This window comes from Verrucosispora sp. WMMD573 (assembly GCF_027497175.1).
In the GTDB taxonomy this organism is placed as follows: Bacteria; Actinomycetota; Actinomycetes; order Mycobacteriales; family Micromonosporaceae; genus Micromonospora.
Map to the genome: position 1 here is coordinate 4719858 of NZ_CP114901.1, position 23010 is coordinate 4742867.

Consider the following 23010-nt stretch of genomic DNA (forward strand, 5'->3'; position numbering starts at 1 on the left):
CGATGTGCCAGCACCAACCCACCTGTCCCTCCGCCGAAGCCACCGACCGGGAAGCCGCCAGGGTCATCGCCTGCTTCCGTGAACAGGGCTGGAGCCTGCTCTGCAACGGAGTCATCGTCTTCGAGGACACCGGCGAGCTGCTGCCCGACGGCAGCAGCATCGCACCGCACCGAGGCCCCGCCCGACACGCCCTCGCCGCCTGAGGCGACATCACGATCCGTCACGACGTCTTTCCCGCGCCGACCCAGGCTAGTCCCCCGGTCAGGGACGGCCACGACCAGGTCGGCGCGGTACCGGGCCCGGTCAGCTCTCGTACGCCTGCGGCGACGGGCACGAGCAAACCAGGTTCCGGTCGCCGTACCCGCCGTCGACCCGACGTACCGGCGGCCAGTACTTCCCCACCCGGTCCACCCCGGCCGGCCACGCGCCCACCGACCTCGGGTACGGATGCGGCCAGTCGTCCGCGCCGACCATCGCCGCCGTGTGCGGCGCGTTGGCGAGCGGATTGTCCCCGGCCGGCCACGCACCCGAACCCACCTTGTCGATCTCCGCCCGGATGGCGATCATCGCGTCGCAGAACCGGTCCAACTCGGCCAGGTCCTCGCTCTCGGTCGGTTCCACCATCAGCGTCCCCGCCACCGGGAACGACATCGTCGGCGCGTGGAACCCGTAGTCGATGAGCCGCTTGGCCACATCGTCGACGCTCACCCCGGTCGCCTTCGTCACCGGCCGCAGATCCAGGATGCACTCGTGCGCGACCAGACCCTTGTTGCCCGCGTACAGCACCGGGAAGTGCTCCCGCAGCCGCGCCGCCACGTAGTTGGCCGCCAGCACCGCCATCCCGGTCGCCCGGGCCAGACCGTCGGCGCCCATCATCCGCAGGTACGCCCACGGGATCGGCAGGATCCCCGCCGACCCGTACCGGGCCGCCGCGATCGCCGGCCGCCCGTCCACCGGCGCACCGGCCGGATCGCCCGGCAGAAACGGCGCCAGATGCGCCCGCACCGCCACCGGACCCACCCCCGGACCACCACCGCCGTGCGGAATGCAGAACGTCTTGTGCAGGTTCAGGTGCGACACATCCGCCCCGAACCGGCCCGGCCGGGCGTAGCCGACCAACGCGTTCAGGTTCGCCCCGTCGACGTACACCTGCCCACCGGCGTCGTGCACCTTCGCGCACAGCGACGCGATACCCGTCTCGTACACCCCGTGCGTCGACGGATACGTCACCATGATCGCCGCCAGGGTGTCCCGATGCGCGTCGATCTTCGCGTCCAGGTCGACCAGGTCGACGTTGCCGTCGGCGTCGCAGCCGACCACCACCACCCGCATCCCCGCCATCACCGCGCTGGCCGCGTTGGTGCCGTGCGCCGACGACGGGATCAGACACACGTCGCGGTGCCGCTCACCCCGGCTGCGGTGCCACGCCCGGATCGCCAGCAGCCCGGCCAACTCGCCCTGCGAACCGGCGTTGGGCTGCACACTGACCGCGTCGTAGCCGGTGAGCTCCGCCAGCCACCCCTCCAACTGGCCGACCAACTCCCGGTAGCCGGCGGTCTGCTCCGCCGGCGCCAACGGGTGGATGTTCGCGAACTCGGCCCAGCTCACCGGCTCCATCTCGGTGGTGGCGTTCAGCTTCATCGTGCACGACCCCAGCGGGATCATGCCCCGGTCCAGGGCGTAGTCGAAATCCGCCAGCCGACGCAGGTACCGCAGCATCGCCGTCTCCGACCGGTGCGCACGGAACACCGGATGGGTGAGGAAATCACTGGTGCGGGCCAGCTCGGCCGGCAACACCTCGGGCACCTCGGCGTCGACACCGTCGACACCGAACGCCGCCCACACCACCGCCAGCTGCTCGACCGTGGTGGTCTCGTCGCAGGACACACCGACCCGGTCGGCGTCGACCAGCCGCAGGTTCACCCCACGCCGCCGCGCCTCGGCAACCACCTGCCCGGCCCGGCCCGGCACCCGCGCCGTCACCGTGTCGAAGAACGCGACGTCGGCGACCTCGACCCCACCGGCACGCAACCCGGCGGCCAGCCGGGCCGCCATCCGATGGGTACGGGCCGCGATCTCCCGCAGCCCGTCCGGGCCGTGGTACACGGCATACATGCCGGCCATCACGGCCAGCAGCACCTGCGCGGTACAGATGTTGCTTGTCGCCTTCTCCCGCCGGATGTGCTGCTCGCGGGTCTGCAACGCCAACCGGTACGCTGCCGCGCCGGCCGCGTCCCGGGACACCCCGACCAGCCGGCCCGGCAGCATCCGCTCCAGACCGGCCCGCACCGCCAGGTAGCCGGCGTGTGGCCCACCGAACCCCATCGGCACCCCGAACCGCTGGGTGGTGCCGGCGGCGATGTCCGCGCCGATCTCCCCCGGCGGCCGCAGCACCGTCAACGCCAACAGGTCCGCCGCCACCGTCACCAACGCGCCCGCCGCATGCGCGGCCTCGACGAGCGGGACGTGGTCCCGCACCGCCCCGGACGCCCCCGGATACTGCAGGTGCAGCCCGAAGAACTCCGCCGGCAACGGCTGCGCGTCCAGATCCAACACCCGCACCTCGATACCGAGCGGCTCCGCCCGGCCGGCGATCACCGCGATGGTCTGCGGCAGAGCGTCGGCGTCGACCACGTACACCCGGCTGCCGCTCTTCGACGCCCGCCGCGCCAGTGTCATCGCCTCCGCCGCCGCGGTGCCCTCGTCGAGCATCGACGCGTTCGCGGTGCCCAGCCCGGTCAGATCCGACACCACGGTCTGGAAGTTCAGCAGCGCCTCCAGCCGACCCTGGCTGATCTCCGGCTGATACGGCGTGTACGCCGTGTACCAGGCCGGATTCTCCAACACGTTGCGGCGGATCACCGCCGGGGTGTGGGTGCCGTGGTACCCCAACCCGATCATGGAGACGGCGACCGTGTTACGGGCCGCCAGGGCCCGCAGCTCCGCCAGCGTGTCGTGCTCGCTGGCCGGCGGCGGCAGGTCCAGCCGGCCGTGCCAGCGGATCACCTCGGGAATGGCCGCGTCCATCAACTCGTCGATCGAGGCGTACCCGACGGCGTCCAACATGCGGCGCTCGTCGTCGGGGCCGGGACCGATGTGACGGTCGGCGAACTGCTCGGCGGTCATGGGCGCTCCTGCGAGGGGCGGGGGGTCGACAGGTCGGCCCTCCCCCTCTGTCACACCCCGCGGGCGCTCCACAGTGCCTGACCCGACGTGGTCCTTCTGCCTGAGAGGTTCCGGGGAGGATTTGCCCCTTCGGCGCCGTCCCGGCTGTCGCCAGGCGGTCTCTCCCACGTCGGTGCTACCGGCGCGATCAACGCTACCAGCGGGCCTGACGGCCCGCACCGAAGCCCCTGACCTGCGCCCCACTCACCCGATCGACGCCGCCGGCGCCGTCGCCGGCCCCACCGGCTGCTCGGCAGCGAGCAGCCGGTCGGCCAGCGCCGGCAACAGCCGTCCCAGCGGCGCCTGCACCCGCAGGCACGCGTACCCGTCACCGCGGGTCGGCCCCTGGTTGACGATCACGACCGGCACGTTGCGCTTCGCCGCCCGCAACACGAACCGGCGACCCGACATCACCGTCAACGACGACCCCAGCACCAGCAGCAGCCGGGCCTGCTCCACCGTCGCGAAACACGACTGCACCCGCGCCGCCGGCACCGTCTCACCGAAGAACACCACATCCGGCTTGAGCAGCCCGCCGCAGGCCACGCAGTCGACCGTCCGGAACGCCGCCACCTGCGCGTCAGCGAGATCCACGTCACCGTCCGGGTTGACCGCGGCGGCCTGCCCGGCGAACCCGGGATTGGCCGCCCGCAGCCGCCCGTCCAACTCCGCCCGCGACGTCCGACGCCGGCACCCCAGACAGACCACCTCGTCGAGCCGACCGTGCAACTCCGTCACGTCCCGACTACCGGCCGCCGAGTGCAACCCGTCGACGTTCTGCGTGATGATCCCCGTCACCAGCCCAGCGCGCTGCAGGCGCGTCACCGCCCGGTGCCCGTCGTTGGGGGCCGCACGGGCGATCAACCGCCACCCCAGATGACTGCGCGCCCAGTAGCGGCGACGCGCCACCGGATCCGCCAGAAACGTCTGATACGTCATCGGGGTGTGCCGGCGGGCGACACCACTGGGTCCCCGATAGTCGGGAATGCCGGACTCGGTGGACAACCCGGCGCCGCTGAGTACCACCACCTCACCGGCGGCCACCAGACCCGCCAACGGCTCGATCAGCTCCTGCACCCACCCATCGTGCCCCAGCCCCGCCGACGGCGACGAACGCCACCGGCGGCGGTTCACCCCGCCACCAGTGGCACTCACGGCAGCCGCCGCACCGCCGGACGGGCTCGCGTCAGCGCTGCTGATGCCGAGGCAACGACCGGGCCGCCGCCGCTCCCGCCGCCGCCGGCTGCGCACCGATGCGCTCCATCGTCCGGGACAACTGCTCACTGCCGTCGTCCAGATGCCGCGCCGCCGCCTGCATGTGCGAGATCATCATCTCGCCGTAGATCCGCAGCGCCTCCCGCGCGGCCACCCCGTCGTCGAACGTCGGCCCCGCCGCCACGTGATAGTCCTGCACCGCCCGCTCCGCCTCCTGACGGGCCTCCTCCACCGCCGCCCGCACATAGCTCTCGTACTGGGTACGGGCGTACTCGGCGACCCGCCGCGCGTAGTCGTGCGCCTGGGCGATGATCTGCTCGGCCTCCCGCTGCGCCGCCGAGAGCAGATTCACCTCCTTGGCCGCCGGCACCTTCGCCGCCGGCTCCGAACTCGGAATCACCCCGTGCCGGTGCAACTCCACATGATCGTTGAGCCGCTCATTCTCCGCCCGCAGATTCGCCACCTGCGTCGACAGCAAATCCAACTCATCGGCCACCTGCACCCGGAACCGGTCCACGTCGTTCTGGTCGTAACCACGACGCCCGAACGACGACGACCCGAACTCCCACCGGCGCACCCGGTCGGCGGTCATCCGCACCTGCACACCACCGGCGACCTGCGCACCGTCGTACCTGCCGACCGGGGTCGCACTCACCGCACCGGCCCGCCACTCGCGGCCACGAGGCTCACTCACCGGGCACCTCCGGAATCGTCAGAGACAGCGGGGCCTCCCACCGCCGTCCGCCACGAGGGGCCGTACCAGTGCCTACCCAGACCCTCGTGATGCACCTGCCCGGCATGAAAACCGGACCGGGTCAAAGTCGCCACCGTGTGCGACACCATGTCGTCGGAACCACACACGTACACCTGCCGGGACCGCCAGTCACCGTCGGCCAGCGCCCGGTCCACCGGATACACGAACTCCCCCGGCCGGTTCAGGTCCAACCCCACCACCTGCGTCACCGACAACCACGCGTACGAGGTGACCAACTTCTCCAACGCGTCACCGTCGTAGAACTCGCTGCGCGAACGCGCCCCCACATACACGTCGACCCGACGCCGGGAACCCTCCGCGGCCACCTGCTCCACCAACGCCTTCAGCGGCGCCCAACCGGTACCACCGGCCAGCAGCAGCAGATCCGCCGAACCCGCCGCCCGCAACGTCAACCCGTCACCCACCGGAGCGGCCAGATGCACCTGGTCACCCACCGCACACCCATACACCAGCCGCGACGACACCGCACCCCCCGGCGCCGCCCGCACATGCAACTCGACAGTGCCGTCCGCGCGCGGCGCGTTCGCCGGCGAGTAGTACCGCCACGACCGCACCGCCGGATGCGACACCCCGATCGACTGACCCGCGGTGAACGGCAACAGATACTGCGGGCGCAACGTCAGCACCGCCACGTCGAACGCCCGCCGCTCGTGCCCCACCACCTCCGCCACCCACCACGGTGGACTCGTCGCCTCAGCGGCCTGCGCCGCCTCGGACATCACCTGCGCCACCAGCCCGTACGCCGCCGTCCAGTCCTGCGCCAACTCGTCGGTCCACTGGTCGGCGAGGAAATGCCGCAACGTCGCCAGCAACGCCTCCCCCACCGCCGGGTAATGCTCCGCCCGCACCGCGAACTTGCGGTGGTCGACGCCGAGATCCTGCAGGAAACCCACCAGCCGGTCCACCTGGTCCACCTGGGACACGATGTGACCGAGCGCGGTCACCAGCCGATCCCGCTGACCCGCCATGTTCGTCGGGAACATCTGCCGGGTCTCCGGATACGCCAGGAACAGCGTCGAATAGAAGTAGAGCGGCACCTGGTCGCCGTGCGCGGCCACCAGCGACCAGCTCTGCTTGAGCCGGGGCACGTCCACGCTCAGGCGCCCGCCTGGTCCCCGCCGGCCACCACCTGGTCCTGCACCTGCGCCAGCACCGCCTGAACGTCGGCGATGATGTCACCCGGCACACCCAGCTGCGTCAACGTCGCCGTCAGATGCTCACCAACCTTGACGTAGTGCGCCACCGGAATGTTCAACGGCTGATGCGCCGACGCCAGATCCCGGCCGGTGTACTCGTTCGGTCCACCCAGCACCACCGTCAGCATCAACGCCAGATGCCGACGCTGCCCCGCCATGTCCACCTCGGCGAAGTAACCGGCAAGCTCCGCATCCGCGAGCACCCGGTCGTAGAACAGCTCGACAGCGGCCTTCACCGCCGCCGCCCCGCCGATGCGCTCGTAATGCGGGACCGGAGCGGTCTCCTCGGTAACCGTCACGGTTGTTTCCTTCCGTCGTGAGGGGACGCGCGGTGTCAGCGCGCGCAACGACGACCCACCGACACCGGAACCACCCACGGCAGCGGCAGCCAGCAGACCGTGTCGGACGATAGCGTGCCGCGTCCGCCCCGTCACCGCCGGCCCATAGGAATCCCGGCTACAACCAGACACGAAGAGTCACAAATCTCACGTGAAACCGTCACACCGAGACAACCGGAACCACACCCACGGTGATCGACCAGGGCCAGCCGAATCTCACCAACGCCACGCCCGAGGACACGACACAGTGGAACGACTCAACCCGCCCGCCGCCGGGCCCGCCGCGCGGCCAACTCGTCGCCCACCGCACCACCCTCGGCAACCTCCGACGGCCCCCGCTCCACCGACACCGCCGCCGGCTCCGCCGGCAGATGCGACAACGAACCCTGGATCTCCTTGAACGCGCCACCGATCGCGATGCCGAACACCCCCTGGCCGCCCTGCAACAGGTCGACCACCTCCTCCGGCGAACGACACTCGTAGACCGTCGTCCCATCGGAGATCAACGTGATGCCGGCCAGATCCGCCACCCCACGCGACCGCAACGCCTCGATCGCCTTGCGGATGTTCTGCAACGACACCCCGGCATCCAGCAGCCGCTTCACCACCTTCAACACCACCAGGTCGCGAAACGAGTACAACCGCTGCGTGCCGGAACCCGACGCGTCCCGCACACTCGGCACCACCAGAGCCGTACGCGCCCAGTAATCCAACTGGCGGTAGCTGATCCCCACCGCATGGCAGGCCGTCACACCCCGGTACCCCACCGCACCGTCACCGTCAGTTGCCGACCCAGGCATCCCACCCGGCTCACCCGACACCGCACCCTGATCGGAATCCCGCGGCTCGTACATCCGGACAACCTCCCCGTCAGTGCGGTGCCACGCCGCTTTCCGGGACGCGCACCCCTCGACACGGCAACCCTATAGCGACCGCCAGGAGTTACCACGGAGAAACCGTCGCGACACGCCGCGCATCGACAGCGATGACCATCACCATCACCGACAGTCACCGCCCACGCGGCCTTCCCACCGACACCGGCAGGGCCGAACCTCAGCCGGCGAAATCCTCCGGGCGAACCTGCTCCAGGAACTCCCGGAACTTCTCCACCTCGTCCTCCTGCTCGTCGGGAATCACGATCCCCGCCTCACTGAGGACCTGCTCCGCACAACGAATCGGCGCACCCACCCGCAACGCCAGAGCGATCGAATCACTCGGCCGAGCCGAAACCCGCACCCCATCACCGATCAACAGATCAGCGAAGAACACGTTCTCCTTCAACTCGGTGATCTCCACCGCCCGCAACGGCGCCTTCAACGCCGCCAACACATCCCGCAGAAGATCATGGGTCAACGGACGCGCCGGCTTGACACCCTGCTGCTCATAAGCGATCGCCGTCGCCTCGACCGCGCCGATCCAGATCGGCAGATAGCGGTCCCCCTCGACCTCCCTGAGCAGGACGATCGGCTGGTTACTGGGCAACTCCACCCGAACCCCGACCACGCTCAGCTCGCGCACCGCCGCCTCCGTGTCGTTGTCACCTACGCCGCACCGCGCCCTTCTCTGCACGGTACACGGACCGCGACACGGCCGTCTCATGCGCTACACGCACCCACAACCGCGCCAGAAGAGGGGTTACCCCCGCAAGCCTACGCCACTCACCAACCAGCCGATCAGTACGCACACGCGCCTCACCGACCCAACGTCGAACGCAACCCCACCCGCACCAACGCCGCATGCAACTGCTGAGACAACGCCACCAACTCCCGCGCCGTCTCCGCCGCCCGCGCCCGCGCCGCCGGATCACTCTGCCGCACCAACGGCGCCACCAACTGCGCGAACAAACCGACCTCGCGATCCGCCGCCGTCCGATAACCCCGCAGATGCCTCGGCTGGAACCCGTACGCAGCCAGACCCGCCACCGCCCGCGCAATGATCAAGGCGTCGCCGTCATACCAACCCGGCGGATCCGACACCACCAACCCGAGCCGCTCCAACTCACCCAACGTCGACTCGTCCAGACCACTACGCGCCACCAACTCGGCACGATCCAACCGGACCTGCGCCGACTCGACCGACGCCGCCGCACCACGACCCGGCACCTCACCGTCGGGCCCCACGGCCACCAACGCCGGACGCGACCCCTCCGGCACCTCACCGTCGGCGTCCCACCGCGCCAACTGCTCACGGATCACCCGCAACGGCAGATACTGATCCCGCTGCGCCGTCAGCACGAACCGCAGCCGCGCCACATCGTCCCAGCCGTACTTCCGGTAACCCGCCGCCGTACGCTGCGGCTCCACCAGGCCCTCAGCCTCAAGAAACCGCAACTTCGAAATCGTCACGTCCGGAAAATCCGCCCGCAACTGGGCCAGCACCTCGCCGATACTCATCAACGGCCGGGCGCCACCCACCCCGGACGACCTGGAGGCCGCAGGCTCGTTCACCCCCGGCCGGCCTCACCCTCCGGGCGCGGACCGGCGATGAACACCACCCGGAACTTGCCGATCTGCACCTCGTCACCGTTGCTCAAGGTCGCCGCCTCGACCCGCTCCCGGTTCACATACGTGCCGTTCAAACTGCCCACGTCCCGCACAGTGAACGTCCCACCATCACGGTGGAACTCCGCATGCCGACGCGACACCGTCACATCGTCGAGGAAGATGTCACTGTCCGGATGCCGGCCACTGGTCGTCACATCGTGATCCAACAGGAACCGGGCACCCGCGTTCGGCCCCCGCCGGACCACCAGCAGCGCCATCCCCGGCGGCAGCGAACCGGACATCCGGCTCGGCACCACATCGGTGTCCGGCCCCTCCAGCGCTTCCTCGAGCGAACCGAGATTGAGCGTCGACGTGACGTCGAGCGGGGGGAACTCGTCGCCTGGGCGAGTCATGGGGACCACCTCACGGAATCTGTTTCGGTCGGCGTCGGGTGACGGCGGGTCTGGCCGCCGGGCTCTCATCCACCCGGCGGCTGGCTCTCCGTGCCCCGAAAGGCTGTCCGCGACGCTCAACTAATGGGTTCTCGGTCGACTGGGCGAGCCTAGCCAGCGCCGAAAAACAGGGCAACCGGACGCGCGGCATACACCGCCCCGCCCGCACAGCAAAAAGCTCAGCTCTCGGTCAACTCGCGATACGCAGCCGCACTCAACAGACCCTCCACCACCGCCGGATTCGCCACGGTGATCTCCACCAACCAACCCGCGCCGTACGGATCACTGTTGACCACCTCGGGGGTGTCGACCAACGCCTCATTACGCGCCGACACCGTACCGGCCACCGGCGCGTACAGCTCCGACACGCTCTTGGTCGACTCGATCTCACCCAACGACTCACCGGCCGCCACCGTCGCACCCGCCTCCGGCAACTGCACATACACGATGTCGCCGAGCGCATCCTGCGCGAACTGAGTGATGCCCACCCGGACGGCCCCACCGTCCGCCACGGCCACCCACTCATGCTCGGCGGTGTAACGCAGATCCTCAGGAATCACCAGCAGCGTCCTCATCCATCGCGACACCGGACAGACCGGTGCCGGCCCGCCGACCTTCAGGAGACCGGACGGGCATGTTCCAGCGGGCGGGGCACGTGCAGCGCCGACACCTCGGCAACCTCACGCTCCTCAACGATCACGTTACCGCCGTCGCCAGCCACCGACGCCACCACCCCACCAGGAATGTTGAGCGCCGTACGCATCGTCGCCGGGTCACCCAGCACCGTGATGGTGAACGGCCCCGTCAACGGACGCCCGTCCACGATCAACGCGCCGTTCTCCCCGTTGAGGAAGTACGTCGACGCCACGATCCGCACCGTCGCCTGGTCACCACCGGAGATCTGCATCGCCTCCGCCCCGGCACCCCGCAACTCCTGCACCGCATCCAGCACCCGCACCGCCGAGATCGGCTTCGCCCCCGCCTGAAACCGCACCGTCAGACCCGGACCCCGCGCCGGCAACGTACCGGCCAGAATGCCCAGCTCGTCCGCCCGCCGGGTCGCCTCCTCCAACGCGGCCTGACGCCCCTGCTCGCCCGAACGCAACTGCCGCTGACTCTCCTCCAACGCGGCGATGTCCTGCCGCAACCGGATCTCCCGCGCCTCCAGGTCGTACAGGATCCGCACCAGATCCTCCTGCCGCGCCGCCGCCAACGACGAATCCGTCGACGTCATCTTCAACTGCACCGCCAGGGTGAACCCCAACAACCCCAGCAACACGACGATCATCACCGCCGCCGAGCTGAACCGCCGCCACGGCGACACCACCGCGGCAACCCCCTCCGCGGACTCCACCGGCGCCACCCCGCCCGGCGGATCCTCGTCCTCCTCCGCCGGGCGCCCCTGCGGCGACAACGGACTCAACTCGTCCGGATCCGGCGCCTCCGGGCGTGGATCCGGCTCCCCCGCCGGGCCATCCGGCCGCGCCGGCTCCGCCGGCTGCGGCCACCCCGTACCCGTCTGCGTGTGCTCGTCACTCACGCCACAAACCTACGCCCGGAACAGGTGCCGACGGATCGCCGCCACGTTGCCGAAGATACGAACCCCCAACACCACCACCACACCGGTGGACAACTGGCCGCCCACCCCCAACTGGTCACCCAGATACACGATCAGCGCAGCCACCAGCACGTTCGAGATGAACGACACCACGAACTGCTTGTCGTCGAAGATGCGGTCCAGCTTCGCCCGAACCCCACCGAACACCGCGTCCAACGCGGCCACCACCGCGATCGGCAGGTACGGCTGCAACGCCGCCGGCACCGTGGGATCAAGCCACAGCCCGAGCAGCACCCCGGCCAACAGGGCCAGCACCGCGATCATCGACCACCTCCGGAGGGACTGGGGGACGTACCCGAGCCGGACGACTCGTCACCACCCGACGACGACACACTCGGACTCACCGCGGGCTCCGCGTAGCGTAGCCGCGGCTCCGGAGCAGCCGGCAGCGTGAGGTCATCGGCGTCCCGCACCGCGAACGACAACCCCGTCACCTTCGCCACCTGACGCATCGTCAACGCGCTCCCGCTGGCCTCGTACCGCTCGCGCATGCCATCCGGCCCGATCGCGCTCACCTCGTACGGCCCGGTCACCGGACGGAAGTCCACCAGGATCGCCTGACCCGCGGAACGGATCGTCGACGTCGACGTCAACCGCTGCCCGTTGATCGCGATCGCCTCCGCGCCGGCACCCCACAGATCGTTCGCAACGCTCTGCAGATCGAGGTAGATCACCTGGGCGGGACCGGCATCGGCGCCGCCGAGCGAGTCCTGACCAGCCGGCGCGTCCGCCAACTCCACCACCACACCGTCACCGCGCACCCGCCCCAGGCCGGTACTCGCCTCCAGCTCCCGTAACCGGGCCGCGCGAGAACCACCCAGCGCGGCCTCCCGCTGCCGGTTGACCTCATCACGCAGCTCCTCGGCCCGAGCCGACAAGGCGTCGGTCTCACCCTGGCGCTGCTTGATCTGCGCCACCAGGCCGGAACGGGCCTGCGCACGCCCCGGCTCCTCGGCCATCGTCTGCCGGTAGGCCACCGCGAACAGGAAACCGAGCAGCACGATCACCACCAGGCCGACCGGCCCCACAGACCAGCCCGACCGTGCCGGCCGGCCGGTCTCCGCCCGCCGCGCCGCCGCGTCGGAGTAGCCCGGATCCAACGGATTACGGAACAACTCGGTGAGGAAGTCCGGAGTGAAGGCTCTCGGCCCACGCCGGCTCTGACCGGGATCGTCACTCATGACGGCCCTCCCGCCGACCGCGTACCGCCCGCACCAGCTGCCGGGCCTGAATCACGTACAGCACGCCAGCGACCCAGTAGAGCACCAGACCCCACCACGCCAACGCCCAGCCGATCGCACCGGCCACCGTCGCGGCCGTCGGCACCACCGCGGCCAGCAGCAGAACCGGGAAGGCGGCCAGCAGCAGGAAGGTGGCCGTCTTCCCGACGTAGTGCACCGGCGGCGGCCCGTAGCCGTGCCGCCGCAGCACGCCGAGCGAGCCCAGCAGCAGCAACTCCCGCGCCAGCAGCGCGGCGGTGAACTGCCAGGGCACCACTTCGCGGGCGGTGAACGCGACAAGCGTGGCGAGGATGTAGAGCCGGTCGGCGAGCGGGTCGAGCAACTCGCCCAGCCGGCTGACCTGCCCCAACCGCCGGGCGATCCAGCCGTCCACCCAGTCGCTGGTGCCACCGACGGCCAACACCACGACTGCGGCAGCGTCGGCGCGCACCACCAGGAACAGGAAGAGGAACAGGGGAACACCCAGCAGGCGGACGAAGCTGATCAGGTTCGGCCAGGTGAACACCCGATCGTCCGGTCCCCGGCCGTTGCCGTCGCGGGCCTGCGGTTGCTCCGCCCGAGCCGCCCGACCCGACACCGAACCTCCTCCGCGACGCGCTCGGGCACTGCGAACCAGGTCCGCCGTGCGGCGTCGTACGCGTGTCCAGCCGGCTGCTGCCGGCGCCCCCTGTGATCCCCTGCCCCGCCGTCCATCGTCGATGATCACGGGCCGGTCGAATGCGCTGCCACTATAGCGGGCTGTCCCTGTGCTTTCGCTGCCCAGCGGGCGCGTGCCGGATGATGGCTGGCACGGCTGTGACGGGTGTCACTATGCGAAAGCCGTCCTAGGAAGCTAGTCGAAGTGCATTCCCGCGCTTTGGGCGGCGGCGCTCGCGGTCCCCGATATCGTCGCCGCCTGCCCGAACGCCACCAGCGCCCCCAACAGGTCCTGCCGGCCTCGGGCCGGCATCCGGTCGAGAACGGCCCGCACCGCATCGTGGCGGCGGGATCGCACCTCCGCCAGCAGCACCTCGGCCGCCGCCGTCGGAACGAGGCGCACCTCCCGACGGTCGCGCGGGTCTGCCGTGCGCCGCACCAACCCGATCGCCTCCAGCCGGTCACAGAGCCGACTCGCCGAGGAGGGAACCACGTCCAGCAGCGCGGCCAGTCCGTTGACGTTGATCTCCGGGCGGAGACTCAGCAGGGACAGCACCCGCAGCTGGGTCGGCGACACCGAGAGCCGGTGCCGGGACACAGCCGAGTCGAGCACGCCCACCAGCGTCTCGGCGGCCGCGTCGATCGCCGCGGTGAGATCCGGTCGCTCCACCCGATGTCCCCTGCGATTGTCCCGCTGGTCCTGCGCCGATCCGCCGGTCAACCCTGTGCCCGACCGGCCGAGCCACGCCAGTCCAGGCAGACGACGACCGCGTCGTCGCGCAGGTCGGTGTCCGCGTGGAACGTCTGCAACTCGCGCATCACCGTACCAACCGCCTCGGTCGGCGGCTGCAACCGCGTCGCCCGCATCGACCGCGCCATGGCCCGCTCGCCGTAGGTCTCCCGGCCGCTCGGATCGGCCGCCCAGACCCCGTCGGAGACGATGAACAACCGGTCCCCCGGGTCGAGGTCGAACTCCTGAAGGTCGTAACGGGTCTCGCCGAACATCCCCAGCGGAAGCTGCTGCTCGAGATCGACCCGGGCGACCGCGCCGCCGCGTACCCGCACCAGATGCGGCGAGCCGGCGTCCACCGCCCGCACCCGCCCGGTGACACAGTCCAGTTCGAGCAACAACGTCGCCACGTGCCGGTGCCCCCGATGCTGGTAGTAGACCGTGTCGGAGGCCAGTTCGGCCTGTTCCACCAGACCGCCACCGGAGCGACGGGCGTTACGCATGGCGTTGACCGTCACCGCCGTCAACAGGGCGGCGGCGAGCCCGATACCGTCGCCGTTGAGCACGGTCACGGTGAGCCGGCCCTCGTCCAACGACCAGTCGAAGTGGTCACCACCCACCGTGTACGCCGGTTCCAGCTGGCCGGCCAGCTGGAAGGAGTCATGGCTGACGCTGCGCCCGGGCAGCAGTTCCCACTGCAACTCGGCGGCCATGCTCAACCGCTCCCGCCGCCGGGCCCGCCGGTAGCGGTCGGTTTCCCGGTCGGCGGCACGCAGCGCCATGGCCATGTCCCCGGCGATGTCGGCCGCCTCGCGCACCACCGACTCCGCCGGTTCCCCGGCCAACTCGACCATGAGCACGCCCAGCCGTTCACCCCACACCGTCAGCGGCACGTAGACGCGGCAGCGCCCGTCCTCACCGGACTCCCGGACCGGCTGCTGGCTGCTGAAGCAGCGCTGCACCGTAGCCTGAACGTCCGGGGCCGCCGCGGCGGGCTGACGGGGATCGAGCACCGGCCACAGCCCGCTGATCCGGTAGTCGGCGACGAACACCATGGTGCCCGACGCGCCGAGCGCCGACCGGATGGCCACGTCGGCGGCCTCGACCACACGGTCGGGCGGGGACTCGCGCAGGGCGCGGGAGATCCCCGTGGACGCATCCGACATGACCATCCTCCGAAAAATACTTGCTCTGGGGCAAGCATCATACGGAGGTGGTTTCGCCCATGGTCACCCGACCGACCGCACGGCGACGGCACCGTGGAACGCGTCCGGCACCTCCGCCGGCCGTCCCTCCGGTCGCCAGTGGGTCACCGGCACGATCCCGTCCCAGGTGGGCTGCCACCGGCTTAGCAACGGGCCGAACGCGGCCGGCGGACGCATCCGGAACGCCGGCCCCGTCATCGCCAACGCCTGCGGACACACCGCGAGTTCCTCGGTGTCGAAGTCGATCGCCAGGTGGCTGCCCGGCGCCACCGCCGTGTACAGCTCGTCCAGCGAGCGGGCGAGGGTGTCGTCGGCGAGAAACCCCGCCAGGCCGAGGAAGACCACCCCGGCCGGGCGACGACCCAGCCCGACACGAACCGGTGCGGCAACGCCGGGTCGACGGTGCCGACGTCGGTGGCGTCGCCGGGCTGGTCGGGCTCCACCATCGATGACGCTCCTTCCCCAGGCGCCAGCGTACCGACAGCACGTCCCTGACCGGTATCGCCCCGCTGGCCGTGCGGGGCGGCGATACTGACCCGGTCCGGTCCCGACGGCGGGCCCGGCACAGGGAGGCGACGGTGAACCCGGTCAGCGGGACGGCGGTGGTGGTCGGCGTGGACGGCTCCGAGCCCGCCCGCGCCGCGGTACGACTGGCCGCCGCGATGGCCACCCGACGTGACCGCCCGCTGCGGGTGGTGCACGCGTTCATTTGGCCGACGCTGCACTCCCCCGTCCGGCCGGCCACGGAGAGCGCCCCCGACGGGGGCCTGCGGGCGCGGGCGGAACGGATGGTCGCCGACGCTGTCGACGAGGCCGAGGCGACCGCGCCGGGGCTGCGGGTCACCGGCGAGATAATCGACGGTGAGGCCACGGCCGTGCTGCTCGCCGAGGCGCCCGGCGCGGCGATGGTGGTCCTCGGTGACCGCGGTGCCGGCGGTTTCGCCGCGTTGCTGCTCGGCTCGGTCGCGGTGCAGCTGGCCGCGTACGCCGATTGCCCGGTCCTGGTGGCGCGCGGCGCGCCGCACCCCGACGGTGCGGTGGTGGTCGGGGTGGACGGCTCCGAGTCGTCCCGCCGGGCCGTGGAGTTCGCCGTCGACGAGGCCGCCCTGCGCGGCGCCGCGGTGCTCGCCCTGCACGCCTACCGGCACCCGGTGTCCACCGGCCCGGGTGACATGCAGCCGCTGGTGTACGACGAGTCCGAGTTGCGCGACGACGAGGATCGTGCGGTGGCCGAGTCCATCGCCGGGCTGACCGAGCGGTACCCGGAGGTGCCGATCACCCGGGAGTCGGTGCGAGGTCGGGCCACCCGGGTGCTCACCGACGCGTCGCGCCAGGCGCAACTGCTGGTGGTCGGGGGGCAGGGGCGTGGTGAGGTGACCGGGTTGCTGCTGGGTTCGGTGAGCCAGTCGATGCTGCACCACAGCCACTGTCCGGTCGCGGTGGTACGCGGCCCCCGGTGACCGGCCGGCACGGTTGACGGCGGCCCAGGCGGGTAGACGGGCCGGGTACGCCACCGGCGACGGCCCAAGGGGGATACAACGATGCCAGGACCTCGGCCCGGCAGCAACGCCTACGACAAGCAGCGTGCCCGCCTACGCAACGCCATCGACGGCTCGGGCCGGCGCACGCCGGACCAGAAGGCCGACGAGGCTGCCAACCGGATCCTGCGGGAGGATCGGGGCCGGCGCGGCGTCGTGCGGGGCGAGCGCGCCTATGGACCCAAGGGAAACCGCGAGCCCGGGGATCCTAAGAAGTGAGGGTCGGCGACCTGACCGACGGCCTCATCGCCGGGGCCGTCGGCACCACCGCGCTCAACATCGTCACCTACCTGGACATGACGGCGCGGGCCCGGCCGGCCAGCCAGACGCCGGAGCAGAGCGCCGGCAAGCTGGCCCGCGCCGTCCACCTGTCGCTCGGATCGCCGCAGCAGGCGGACAACCGGCGCAGCGGACTCGGCGCCCTGCTGGGCTACGGTCTCGGCGCGGGAGCGACGGTCGGCTTCGCGCTGCTGGCCCGGGGGCGCCGACAGCCGATGCTGCGGGCGGCCACGCTGCTCGGCGGCGGCCTGATGACACTGACGGACGGGGCGCTGACCCTGCTCGGCGTCACCGACCCGCGCACCTGGCGGCGCGTCGACTGGGTCGCCGACATCGTGCCGCACCTCACCTTCGGGCTGACGGCCGCAGCCACCTGGAACCGGCTGCGGCCGTCAACTGGCAGAAGGGCCTAACGGTCGCTGTCGTCCTCGGCGACCGGTCGACCGCTGGGTCCGTACGGCGACATCTGGCCGTGCGGCACCGGCCGACCGGTGTCCCCCGGCGACGAGCCACGGTTTCGGGGATGGCCGGCCGGGTCGGGGCCCTTGTTGTCCTGGCTGGTCTCGCCGAGGGCGTTGCGCCGGAGTTCCTGCTGCTGCGGGTTCGTCACGGTCGTCTCCCTTCGCCCGTGCGCGGCGCGGCGCCGCGTCACCCGCGGCTTACCCGCCCTCGTCGGCGGCATTCCGGCCCGCTGACCAGGGCGAGGGCTAACCGGGCCGGCGTCGGGTACACCCCGAGGATGGGCGACCAACGGGCGCTGGCGCGGTCCCTGCTGACCCGCCGCACGTACGCCGAGGAGGCCGGCATCGCGCTGGCCGACCGACCGGCGCCGCTGTACCAGTTGCTGGTGCTGGTCACGTTGCTCAGCACCCGCATCCGGGCCCAGGTGGGGGTCGCGGCGGCCCGCGAACTCTTCGCGGCCGGCTACCGCACCCCGCAGGCCATGGAGGCCGCCAGCTGGCAGGAACGGGTCGACGCGTTGGGGCGCGGACACTACCGCCGCTACGACGAACGGACCGCCACCATGCTCGGCTCGGGCGCCCGGCTCTGCCTGGACCGATGGCACGGCGACCTGCGGCGGTTGCATCGGGAGGCGGCCGGCGAGCCGGCGCAGCTTCGTCGGCTGCTCACCGAGTTCCCCGGCATCGGGCCCACCGGCGCGGACATCTTCCTGCGCGAGGTGCAGTCGGTCTGGCCGCAGTTGCGCCCCTACACCGACCGCCGGGCGGTGGCCGGCGCGCGGCGACTCGGACTGCCCGCCAGCACCGACCGGCTGGCCCGGCTCGTCGACGACGTCGACTTCGGTCGGCTCGCCTCGGCACTGGTGCGGGTCGCCCTCGGCGAGGAGTCGGCCGGGCAGATCAGCCGCGGCGTGGCGGCCCGCTGAGCGTCGTCACTTCACCGCGTCGTCGCCGGGTCTGGTCAGGTACCACACCAGCAGCGACGCCAGCAGCGCCAGCACCACCAGCCCGCCGGAGAGGCCGCGACCCTCCTCCGGCGACCGGCCCGTGGTGCCGAAGTAGATCACCGCGAGGCCGGCGAGCACCGCGACGAACTTACGGATGCCTCGGTCCTTCACAGCTGGCACGGTACGCAATGAGGTACTGGTATGCCCGGATTAGCCGGATCTGTCCCCCACTCGGGGAACCCTCAGTCGACCTCCAGGTCGTCGAGGGAGATCTTGTGACTCATCAGCCAGCGGGCCAGCGCCGCCATGCCGAACAGCCACAGCGGCGCGGACTCGGTGGTGCCGTTCGTCGCATAGACGGCGAACCGCAGGTCCGGCGCTCGGTACGCCTCGATCCGCCACCGGTGCTGCCGGTCCCGCCAGACCGCGGAGGGGTCCATGCCGTCACGGTAGGTGCCCGGCTCCGCCGCCGGCCCACGATGTGCTCAATCCACCACCACCCGGGCATCGTCAGGTAGCCGACGGGTCAGTCCCCGCCGGTCCAGCAACTCCAGCAGCGGCACCGCCACCCGGCGGGTCGTGTCGAGGGCCTGCCGGGCGGCGCTGAGGGTGAACGGCTGCGGCAGCCCGGTCAGCACCCGCACCGCCTGCTGCGGCGCGCCGGGCAGCAACAGCACGTTACCAGTCAACCGCAGCAGCGCCCCGGCCCGCACCGCGGCACCGATCTCCCGGGTACCGAGCCCGACGGCGGCGAGCCGGTCGGCGTCGGGAGCGCGGAACGGATGTGCCGCGTAATCCTCGCCCAGCAGAGCCAACGCGCGGGCCACCGGCTCGGGCATCGACGCCGCGCCGGGCGCCACCACCCGACCGGCGACCAACCGCAGCGGCGGCTTCACCAGGGCTTCGACCAGAGACCGGTCGGGCAGGTCGAGGTGTCGACGCAGTTGCTCGACCGGAGCGCCAGGTGCCAACGGATGTGTGCGGGCGTGCTCGGCCACGGCCACGGCGAGCCGGTCGCCCAGCCGCCGCCAGTGCTGCGGATCGGCCAGCCAGTCACCCGCCACCGGGGCGACCGTCACCGGCACGCCCGCCCGGACCAGGTCGCCGATGCGGGCCAGGCCCCGGCGGCTCAGCTCGCCGCCGAGATCGGGACGGCCATCCAGGGTGGCCAGCACCGCCGCCCGGGCCGCCCCCGCCCCCCGACGCGCCAGGGCCGGCGGCAGCACATCGAGCACGGTGACCCCACCGGCGACGTAGCGGCGGCCCGGATCGCGCAGCAACGCCCGGTCCCCGATCAGCAGCGGCAGCGAACGGCTCAACCGCAACCGGGCGGTGTCCCCACCCAGCGGCCGGACCCGCACCGGCACCGCGGCCGAACCGACGTGCAGCGTCAGCATCGTCGGCAGCTCGGCCACCGCGACACCGCTCAGGCGCACGTCCACCAGGTCTGTGGGCCGGAACCGGTCCGGGGTGAGCAGGGCGTCGCCACGGCTGATCCGGTCACGGGCCACGCCCCGCAGATTCACCGCCACCCGGGCCACCGGCATCACCTCGTCGCAGGCGGCACCGAGCCGATGCAGGCCCCGGACCCGCACCGGTTCACCGGTGCCGGCCACCTCCAACTCGTCGCCGACGCACAGCCGCCCGGCGCCCAGGGTGCCGGTGACCACCGTGCCGCTGCCCCGTACCGTGAAACAGCGGTCGACCCAGAGCCGAACCGGCCCGTCGGGCGCCGGGACCGGCAGCCGGTCGGCCAGCCGGTCCAGGGCGGCCCGCAGGTCGGGCAGGCCGGCGCCGGTGACGGCACTGGCCGTCACCGTCTCCACCCCGGCCAGCGAAGTCGCCGCCAGCTCCGCCCGGGCCCGGGCCAGAGCCACGGCGGGATCGGCCAGGTCCGCGCGGGTCACCACCAGCAGGCCGTACCCGACGCCGAGCGCGTCCAGGGCGGCCAGGTGCTCGGCGGACTGCGGCATCCAGCCCGCATCGGCCGCCACCACCACGACGGCGGCCGGCACCGGACCCACCCCCGCCAGCATGTTCGGCACGAACCGCTCGTGCCCCGGCACGTCGACGAACGCGACGGTACGGCCCGACGGCAGCGACGTCCAGGCGAACCCGAGGTCGATGGTCATGCCCCGCCGGCGCTCCTCAGCCCAGCGGTCCGGTTCCATCCCGGTCAACGCCCGCACCAGCGTGGACTTGCCGTGGTCGACGTGCCCGGCGGTGGCCACCACCAGCATGGTCAGTCGTCCCCCGGCACGGCCAGCACCGCCGCGCGCAGCAGCCCGTCGGCCCGCTCGGGCACGCACCGCAGGTCGAGCAGCAGCCGAGCGCGGACCACCCGACCCAGCACCGGCGGGTCGCCGGCACGCAGTGGGCCGGCGTACCGCTCGGGCAGGCTCAGCGCCCACGAGTCCAGCTCCACGCCGGGTGCGCCGCCGCCGCCGACCACCGCCACCGACGGCACCACCTCGGCCTTACGGCCGTCGGCTACGAGCGCGTCGCGCAGCCGTTCGGTCCGCTGGCGCAGCGCCGCCGGGTCGGCGTGCAGCGCCCGGCGGGTGGGGGTGGCCGGGTCACCGAGGGTGCCCGCCAGCGCGGCCAGGGTCAGCTTGTCCACCCGCAACGCCCGCGCCAGGGAATGCCGGCGCAGCCGCTCGACCAGGTCGGCGGTGCCGAGCAGCAGCCCCGCCTGCGGGCCACCCAGCAGCTTGTCGCCGCTTGCGGTGACCAGCGCCGCCCCGGCCCGCAGGGTGCTCGCGGCATCCGGTTCGTCCGGCAGCAGCGGGTCGGGTGCCAGCAGCCCGGAGCCGATGTCCGCGACCACCGGCACCCCGAGCCCGGCCAGGCGGCGCACCGGCACCGCCGAGGTGAACCCGGTGACCCGGAAGTTCGACGGGTGAACCTTCAACACAAAGCCGGTGTTCGGCCCGACGACGGCGGCGTAGTCGGCGAGGGTGGTCCGGTTGGTGGTGCCCACCTCCCGCAGCCGGGCACCGGTGCTGGTGAGCAGGTCGGGCAGCCGGAACCCGTCGCCGATCTCCACCAGCTCGCCTCGACTGACCACGATCTCGGCGTCGGTGGCGAGCGCGGTGGCCGCCAGCACCAGCGCGGCGGCGCCGTTGTTGACCACGTGCACCGCCTCGGCGGCCGGTACGGCGGCGGCGAGAGCATCCAGCGCGTCCCGCCCCCGGCGGGCCCGCCGCCCGGTGCCCAGGTCCAGCTCGACGTCGGTGTATCCGGCGGCGGCGGTCACCGCGGCCACCGCGGCCTCGGAGAGGGCGGCCCGCCCGAGATTGGTGTGCAGCACCACCCCGGTGGCGTTGAGCACGACCCGGGGCACGGGCGGCGGCAGGTCGGCCAACGCGGCGTCGCGCACCTCGGCGGGGTCGATCTCACCCCGGCGGGCCCGTTCCTGGGCCTGCCGCACCGCGCTGCGCACCCGGTCGCGGCCGACCGCGACGGCGGCCGCGGCCAGCGACGGCTCAGCCAGCAGCACGTCGGTACGCGGCATCCGGCGCCGCGGGTCGGCGCCGCCGTCGCTCATCGGTTCATCTCCTCGCAGCCTGGCGGAGACGGACGGGAATCGAACCCGCCTGGCCCGGATACCGGGCCACACCGGTTTTGAAGACCGGGAGGGGCACCAGCCGCCTGAACGCCTCCACCGGCCATTGGATCACAGCTCGCCGGCGGGTGTGCGGTCGAGTCGACACCACGGTCACCGACCGGGATCGGCCGCCCGTCGGTCGAGACGGGCCCGCTGCGGCAGCACCGTGTACTTCGGATCGCGGGCCGAGGCGACACCGGCGTGGAACACACCGAAGCGGGTGGCCAGCGAGGCGGCCAGCAACGCGGCGCCGGAGACCGCCGAGACCAGACGGCTACGCCGGCCCAGCATCGCTCCGGCCACCCCGGCGACGTTGAGTGCCCGCCCGGCGCGCAGCAGCCGGCCGGGTCGCCCCGTCCGGTAGGGCTCACCCAGCAACCCGAGACGGGTCTCCACCCGGTGCACGCCGAACAGTTCCAGTCCGGCGCCGGCCACCGCCATCCGCCGCGCCGGGCCCGCCTGGGCCGGCGGCACGGCGAGCAGACCCACCCCCGCGCCGCTGGCCAGCGCGCTACCCGCGAAGACGAACGGCAGGTAGGGGTACGCCTCGTGCCAGGACGGCACGGCCGTGTCCGCCAGCAGTACCGCCGTGTACGTGCCCAGGGCCGGCGCGGCCACCGCGGCGGCCAGCCCGGCGGCCCGCCCCACCGGCGGCAACGCCCGACGGGCCAGCCCGAATGGACCCCGCGCGGGCAGCAGCGGCGCCAACTCGGCGACCGCGGCAAGTCCGGCGACCGGACCATACCCGGTGAGGATCCAGGTGCCCACGGACATGGGTGAGGTCGGCTTGGCCACCCGCAGCATGTGGTGGAACCGTTCCGGCCGACCCAGGTCCTTGACCAGCACGCCGGCGCTGGCGGTGACCGCCGCCAGCGCGGCGATCCGGCCGGCGCGGCGCACCTCGGCGCGCCCGGTGAGCTGCCCACCGGCGGCGAGCAGCGACGAACCGGCGGCCAGCCCTCCGGTGAACAGGTACGCGGCGATCTCCCAGGTCCACACCGGCGGCTTCAGAATCGGCCGACCGTAGTAGGAGGTGAACTCCGCCGGCGGCACGGCCAGTTCCTCACCACCTCGGCGGCCGGAGCGGAAGCGGCGGAACCGTTCGCCCACGGCCGGGCGGTCCG

At 72.1% G+C, this 23010-nt stretch carries 27 protein-coding genes, 1 tRNA gene and 1 riboswitch; of the genes, 4 read left to right on the forward strand and 24 right to left on the reverse strand.

Annotation, left to right across the window (positions count from 1 at the left end; genetic code table 11):
* Positions 1 to 2 precede the first annotated feature (2 nt).
* Positions 3 to 203 carry a DUF5999 family protein gene (locus O7601_RS21520; protein ID WP_093402410.1) on the forward strand — a complete coding sequence of 67 codons (201 nt, stop codon included), beginning with the start codon at positions 3 to 5 and terminating at the stop codon, positions 201 to 203.
* Positions 204 to 303: 100 nt separating this feature from the next.
* Here O7601_RS21520 and gcvP read toward each other — a convergent pair whose 3' ends face one another.
* From gcvP to O7601_RS21605, 17 genes are all read right to left on the reverse strand, one after another.
* Positions 304 to 3126 (reverse strand): aminomethyl-transferring glycine dehydrogenase, encoded by a 2823-nt coding sequence (gcvP, locus tag O7601_RS21525; RefSeq protein ID WP_281562895.1) that lies wholly within the window; start codon positions 3124 to 3126, stop codon positions 304 to 306.
* Positions 3127 to 3204: 78 nt separating this feature from the next.
* A riboswitch (glycine riboswitch) is annotated at positions 3205 to 3303 on the reverse strand.
* A gap of 66 nt (positions 3304 to 3369) precedes the next feature.
* Entirely contained in the window at positions 3370 to 4242 is an 873-nt protein-coding gene (locus O7601_RS21530) for an NAD-dependent protein deacetylase (protein ID WP_281562896.1), read from the reverse strand.
* Positions 4243 to 4351: 109 nt separating this feature from the next.
* A complete protein-coding gene (locus O7601_RS21535) occupies positions 4352 to 5074 on the reverse strand; it encodes a DivIVA domain-containing protein (RefSeq protein ID WP_281562897.1) in 723 nt (240 codons plus the stop codon).
* Positions 5071 to 6249 (reverse strand): globin domain-containing protein, encoded by a 1179-nt coding sequence (locus O7601_RS21540; RefSeq protein WP_281562898.1) that lies wholly within the window; start codon positions 6247 to 6249, stop codon positions 5071 to 5073. Before O7601_RS21540 ends, O7601_RS21535 begins: the two co-directional genes overlap by 4 nt.
* A 2-nt stretch (positions 6250 to 6251) precedes the next feature.
* Positions 6252 to 6650: a group 1 truncated hemoglobin gene (locus O7601_RS21545; protein ID WP_281562899.1), complete on the reverse strand. Its 399-nt coding sequence runs from the start codon at positions 6648 to 6650 to the stop codon at positions 6252 to 6254.
* Between the two features lie 296 nt (positions 6651 to 6946).
* On the reverse strand, positions 6947 to 7543 hold the full coding sequence (locus tag O7601_RS21550) for a MerR family transcriptional regulator (RefSeq protein WP_281562900.1): 597 nt from the start codon (positions 7541 to 7543) through the stop codon (positions 6947 to 6949).
* Positions 7544 to 7742: 199 nt separating this feature from the next.
* Positions 7743 to 8207 (reverse strand): bifunctional nuclease family protein, encoded by a 465-nt coding sequence (locus O7601_RS21555; RefSeq protein WP_013733914.1) that lies wholly within the window; start codon positions 8205 to 8207, stop codon positions 7743 to 7745.
* A gap of 173 nt (positions 8208 to 8380) precedes the next feature.
* Positions 8381 to 9082 carry a MerR family transcriptional regulator gene (locus O7601_RS21560; RefSeq protein WP_281562901.1) on the reverse strand — a complete coding sequence of 234 codons (702 nt, stop codon included), beginning with the start codon at positions 9080 to 9082 and terminating at the stop codon, positions 8381 to 8383.
* Positions 9083 to 9132: 50 nt separating this feature from the next.
* On the reverse strand, positions 9133 to 9585 hold the full coding sequence (locus O7601_RS21565; protein WP_093402417.1) for an FHA domain-containing protein: 453 nt from the start codon (positions 9583 to 9585) through the stop codon (positions 9133 to 9135).
* A gap of 218 nt (positions 9586 to 9803) precedes the next feature.
* Positions 9804 to 10184 carry a glycine cleavage system protein GcvH gene (gene gcvH / locus O7601_RS21570; protein WP_281562902.1) on the reverse strand — a complete coding sequence of 127 codons (381 nt, stop codon included), beginning with the start codon at positions 10182 to 10184 and terminating at the stop codon, positions 9804 to 9806.
* A 56-nt stretch (positions 10185 to 10240) separates the two neighbouring features.
* Positions 10241 to 11164 (reverse strand): DUF881 domain-containing protein, encoded by a 924-nt coding sequence (locus tag O7601_RS21575; protein WP_281562903.1) that lies wholly within the window; start codon positions 11162 to 11164, stop codon positions 10241 to 10243.
* 9 nt (positions 11165 to 11173) lie between these two features.
* On the reverse strand, positions 11174 to 11506 hold the full coding sequence (locus O7601_RS21580; protein WP_093402419.1) for a small basic family protein: 333 nt from the start codon (positions 11504 to 11506) through the stop codon (positions 11174 to 11176).
* Positions 11503 to 12423: a DUF881 domain-containing protein gene (locus O7601_RS21585; RefSeq protein ID WP_281562904.1), complete on the reverse strand. Its 921-nt coding sequence runs from the start codon at positions 12421 to 12423 to the stop codon at positions 11503 to 11505. The genes O7601_RS21580 and O7601_RS21585 overlap by 4 nt, the downstream gene beginning before the upstream one ends.
* A complete protein-coding gene (locus tag O7601_RS21590) occupies positions 12416 to 13060 on the reverse strand; it encodes a CDP-alcohol phosphatidyltransferase family protein (protein ID WP_281562905.1) in 645 nt (214 codons plus the stop codon). Before O7601_RS21590 ends, O7601_RS21585 begins: the two co-directional genes overlap by 8 nt.
* A gap of 255 nt (positions 13061 to 13315) precedes the next feature.
* Positions 13316 to 13789 carry a MarR family transcriptional regulator gene (locus O7601_RS21595; protein ID WP_281562906.1) on the reverse strand — a complete coding sequence of 158 codons (474 nt, stop codon included), beginning with the start codon at positions 13787 to 13789 and terminating at the stop codon, positions 13316 to 13318.
* 47 nt (positions 13790 to 13836) lie between these two features.
* The gene (locus O7601_RS21600; RefSeq protein WP_281562907.1) at positions 13837 to 15015 is read right to left on the reverse strand and encodes a PP2C family protein-serine/threonine phosphatase; all 1179 of its coding nucleotides are present in this window, start codon (positions 15013 to 15015) and stop codon (positions 13837 to 13839) included.
* A 63-nt stretch (positions 15016 to 15078) separates the two neighbouring features.
* Positions 15079 to 15399: an SAM-dependent methyltransferase gene (locus O7601_RS21605; protein ID WP_281562908.1), complete on the reverse strand. Its 321-nt coding sequence runs from the start codon at positions 15397 to 15399 to the stop codon at positions 15079 to 15081.
* 233 nt (positions 15400 to 15632) lie between these two features.
* Between O7601_RS21605 and O7601_RS21610 the strand changes: the two genes are divergently transcribed.
* Positions 15633 to 16514, forward strand: coding sequence for a universal stress protein (locus tag O7601_RS21610; protein ID WP_281562909.1), 882 nt, complete (start codon positions 15633 to 15635; stop codon positions 16512 to 16514).
* A gap of 293 nt (positions 16515 to 16807) precedes the next feature.
* The gene (locus O7601_RS21615) at positions 16808 to 17284 is read left to right on the forward strand and encodes a hypothetical protein (RefSeq protein ID WP_281562910.1); all 477 of its coding nucleotides are present in this window, start codon (positions 16808 to 16810) and stop codon (positions 17282 to 17284) included.
* Here O7601_RS21615 and O7601_RS21620 read toward each other — a convergent pair.
* Positions 17281 to 17481, reverse strand: coding sequence for a hypothetical protein (locus O7601_RS21620; RefSeq protein ID WP_281562911.1), 201 nt, complete (start codon positions 17479 to 17481; stop codon positions 17281 to 17283). The two genes, O7601_RS21615 and O7601_RS21620, sit on opposite strands and share 4 nt — an antisense overlap.
* A 129-nt stretch (positions 17482 to 17610) precedes the next feature.
* On the opposite strand from O7601_RS21620, the gene O7601_RS21625 reads away from it, so the two are divergent.
* A complete protein-coding gene (locus O7601_RS21625) occupies positions 17611 to 18258 on the forward strand; it encodes a hypothetical protein (protein WP_281562912.1) in 648 nt (215 codons plus the stop codon).
* 6 nt (positions 18259 to 18264) lie between these two features.
* Here O7601_RS21625 and O7601_RS21630 read toward each other — a convergent pair whose 3' ends face one another.
* From O7601_RS21630 to nrfD, 6 genes are all read right to left on the reverse strand, one after another.
* Positions 18265 to 18450, reverse strand: coding sequence for a hypothetical protein (locus O7601_RS21630; RefSeq protein WP_281567098.1), 186 nt, complete (start codon positions 18448 to 18450; stop codon positions 18265 to 18267).
* 71 nt (positions 18451 to 18521) lie between these two features.
* Positions 18522 to 18719 carry a hypothetical protein gene (locus tag O7601_RS21635; protein WP_281562913.1) on the reverse strand — a complete coding sequence of 66 codons (198 nt, stop codon included), beginning with the start codon at positions 18717 to 18719 and terminating at the stop codon, positions 18522 to 18524.
* 45 nt (positions 18720 to 18764) lie between these two features.
* A complete protein-coding gene (selB, locus tag O7601_RS21640) occupies positions 18765 to 20519 on the reverse strand; it encodes a selenocysteine-specific translation elongation factor (protein WP_281562914.1) in 1755 nt (584 codons plus the stop codon).
* 2 nt (positions 20520 to 20521) lie between these two features.
* Entirely contained in the window at positions 20522 to 21826 is a 1305-nt protein-coding gene (gene selA / locus O7601_RS21645; protein ID WP_281562915.1) for an L-seryl-tRNA(Sec) selenium transferase, read from the reverse strand.
* A 20-nt stretch (positions 21827 to 21846) separates the two neighbouring features.
* Positions 21847 to 21942: transfer RNA gene (locus tag O7601_RS21650), tRNA-Sec, on the reverse strand.
* A gap of 55 nt (positions 21943 to 21997) precedes the next feature.
* Positions 21998 to 22996 (reverse strand): NrfD/PsrC family molybdoenzyme membrane anchor subunit, encoded by a 999-nt coding sequence (gene nrfD / locus O7601_RS21655; protein WP_281562916.1) that lies wholly within the window; start codon positions 22994 to 22996, stop codon positions 21998 to 22000.
* Positions 22997 to 23010: the final 14 nt, after the last annotated feature.

Bases quoted from the DNA above. Each gene is read 5' to 3' on its own strand.
- O7601_RS21520 (WP_093402410.1), top strand. From the start codon at position 3: ATGTGCCAGCACCAACCCACCTGTCCCTCCGCCGAAGCCACCGACCGG.
- gcvP (WP_281562895.1), bottom strand. From the start codon at position 3,126: ATGACCGCCGAGCAGTTCGCCGACCGTCACATCGGTCCCGGCCCCGAC.
- O7601_RS21550 (WP_281562900.1), bottom strand. From the start codon at position 7,543: ATGTACGAGCCGCGGGATTCCGATCAGGGTGCGGTGTCGGGTGAGCCG.
- O7601_RS21560 (WP_281562901.1), bottom strand. From the start codon at position 9,082: ATGAGTATCGGCGAGGTGCTGGCCCAGTTGCGGGCGGATTTTCCGGAC.
- O7601_RS21565 (WP_093402417.1), bottom strand. From the start codon at position 9,585: ATGACTCGCCCAGGCGACGAGTTCCCCCCGCTCGACGTCACGTCGACG.
- O7601_RS21580 (WP_093402419.1), bottom strand. From the start codon at position 11,506: ATGATCGCGGTGCTGGCCCTGTTGGCCGGGGTGCTGCTCGGGCTGTGG.
- O7601_RS21585 (WP_281562904.1), bottom strand. From the start codon at position 12,423: ATGAGTGACGATCCCGGTCAGAGCCGGCGTGGGCCGAGAGCCTTCACT.
- O7601_RS21600 (WP_281562907.1), bottom strand. From the start codon at position 15,015: ATGTCGGATGCGTCCACGGGGATCTCCCGCGCCCTGCGCGAGTCCCCG.
- O7601_RS21625 (WP_281562912.1), top strand. From the start codon at position 17,611: ATGGGCGACCAACGGGCGCTGGCGCGGTCCCTGCTGACCCGCCGCACG.
- O7601_RS21635 (WP_281562913.1), bottom strand. From the start codon at position 18,719: ATGGACCCCTCCGCGGTCTGGCGGGACCGGCAGCACCGGTGGCGGATC.
- selB (WP_281562914.1), bottom strand. From the start codon at position 20,519: ATGCTGGTGGTGGCCACCGCCGGGCACGTCGACCACGGCAAGTCCACG.
- selA (WP_281562915.1), bottom strand. From the start codon at position 21,826: ATGAGCGACGGCGGCGCCGACCCGCGGCGCCGGATGCCGCGTACCGAC.